Here is a 2,220-nt window from a genome sequence, read left to right as displayed (position 1 = left end):
GCAAGCCCAACTACATCATTCAGGCATCGCGAAACAGCCAAGGCTGCCCGGCGCGGTGCTTGCCTTCGAAGGCCTTGATCGCGTCGCTGTCCTGCAGGGTCAGGCCGATGTCGTCCAAGCCGTTGAGCAGGCAATGCTTGCGGAAGGCGTCGATCTCGAAATGCAGCACCTTGCCGTCCGGGCGGGTCACCGCCTGGGCCTGCAGGTCGATGGTCAACTGGTAGCCCGGGTTGGTTTCGACCTGCTTGAACAGCTCATCGACTTCCTCATCGCTGAGGATGATCGGCAACAGGCCGTTCTTGAAGCTGTTGTTGAAGAAGATGTCGGCGAAGCTTGGCGCGATCACGCTACGGAAGCCGTATTCGTCCAGCGCCCACGGCGCGTGCTCGCGGCTCGAACCGCAGCCGAAGTTCTCCCGCGCCAGCAACACGCTGGCACCCTGGTAGCGTGCATGGTTGAGCACGAATTCCTGGTTCAACGGGCGCTTGCTGTTGTCCTGGTAGGGCTGGCCCACATCCAGGTAACGCCACTCGTCGAACAGGTTGGGGCCGAAGCCGGTGCGCTTGATCGACTTGAGAAACTGCTTGGGGATGATCTGGTCGGTGTCGACGTTGGCACGGTCCAACGGCGCGACGAGGCCAGTGTGCTGGGTAAAGGCTTTCATGCTGCGCTCCCTTGGATCAACTCGCGGACATCGATGAAGTGGCCGGTCACCGCGGCGGCGGCGGCCATCGCCGGGCTGACCAGGTGAGTACGGCCACCGGCGCCCTGACGGCCTTCGAAGTTGCGGTTGGAGGTGGACGCGCAGTGCTCGCCGCTCTCCAGGCGGTCCGGGTTCATGGCCAGGCACATCGAGCAACCTGGCTCACGCCATTCGAAGCCGGCTTCGAGGAAAATCTTGTCCAAACCTTCGCGCTCGGCCTGGGCCTTGACCAGGCCCGAGCCCGGCACCACCAGCGCCTGCTTGACGTTGGCCGCGACCTTGCGGCCCTTGGCGATCTCGGCGGCAGCGCGCAGGTCTTCGATGCGCGAGTTGGTGCACGAGCCGATGAACACGCGGTCGAGCTTGATATCGGTGATCGCCTGGTTGGCGGCCAAGCCCATGTACTTGAGGGCGCGCTCGATCGAGCCACGCTTGATCAAGTCTGGCTCGGCAGCCGGGTCCGGCACGCGCTGGTCGACCGCCAGCACCATCTCGGGCGAAGTGCCCCAGCTGACCTGCGGCTTGATCTGCGCGGCATCCAGCTCGACCACGGTATCGAACACGGCATCGGCATCCGACACCAGGCCTTTCCAGGCTTGGGCGGCAAGCGTCCACTGCTCGCCCTTGGGCGAATACGGGCGGCCTTCGACATAGGCGATGGTGGTGTCGTCGACTGCCACCAGGCCCACGCGGGCACCGGCCTCGATCGACATGTTGCAGATGGTCATGCGGCCTTCCATCGACAAGTCGCGGATGGCGCTGCCGGCGAATTCCATGGCGTGGCCATTGCCACCGGCGGTACCGATCTTGCCGATCACGGCAAGCACGATGTCCTTGGCGGTGACACCGGCTGGCAACTGGCCTTCGACCCGCACCAGCATGTTCTTCATCTTCTTGGCGACCAGGCACTGGGTGGCGAGCACGTGCTCGACCTCGGAGGTGCCGATGCCGTGGGCCAAGGCGCCGAACGCGCCGTGGGTGGAGGTGTGCGAGTCGCCGCAGACCACGGTCATGCCCGGCAAGGTAGCGCCCTGCTCGGGGCTGATGACGTGGACGATGCCCTGGCGCACGTCGTTCATCTTGAATTCGACGATGCCGTATTCGTCACAGTTTTCATCGAGGGTCTGCACCTGCAGGCGCGACACCTGGTCGGCGATGGCCTCGATGCCGCCCTTGCGCTCTGGCGTGGTCGGCACGTTGTGGTCGGGCGTGGCGATGTTGGCGTCGATGCGCCATGGCTGGCGTTTGGCCAGGCGCAGGCCTTCGAAGGCCTGCGGCGACGTCACTTCATGGATGATATGGCGGTCGATGTAGATCAAGGACGAGCCGTCATCACGGCGCTTGACCTCATGAGCTTCCCAGAGTTTGTCGTAGAGCGTTTTGCCAGCCATCAGACTGTTCCTCATCAGCGTCTTTCTATGCCAAAGACCCCTTGGCTTGTACGGACGATGCTAGGGGGGTAGATTGAATAACTCAAATTCATAATTTTTATGCTTTGGATAACCCAAAGGAATACG

Annotated in this window: 2 protein-coding genes; both read right to left on the bottom strand. The window is 62.9% G+C overall.

All coding sequences use genetic code 11. From position 1 onward, the window contains the following. Positions 1-19: 19 nt before the first annotated feature. Positions 20-664 (bottom strand): 3-isopropylmalate dehydratase small subunit, encoded by a 645-nt coding sequence (gene leuD / locus B3E94_RS07050; protein ID WP_286912887.1) that lies wholly within the window; start codon positions 662-664, stop codon positions 20-22. Further along, on the bottom strand, positions 661-2,094 hold the full coding sequence (gene leuC, locus B3E94_RS07045; RefSeq protein WP_236235524.1) for a 3-isopropylmalate dehydratase large subunit: 1,434 nt from the start codon (positions 2,092-2,094) through the stop codon (positions 661-663). The genes leuD and leuC overlap by 4 nt, the downstream gene beginning before the upstream one ends. Between the last annotated feature and the right edge of the window lie 126 nt (positions 2,095-2,220).

It is taken from the genome of Pseudomonas sp. UBA6315, from assembly GCF_002438125.1.
In the GTDB taxonomy this organism is placed as follows: domain Bacteria; phylum Pseudomonadota; class Gammaproteobacteria; order Pseudomonadales; family Pseudomonadaceae; genus Aquipseudomonas; species Aquipseudomonas faucium.
The sequence above is the reverse complement of the archived record's forward strand: the minus strand, read 5'-3'. Positions and strand labels throughout refer to the sequence as shown.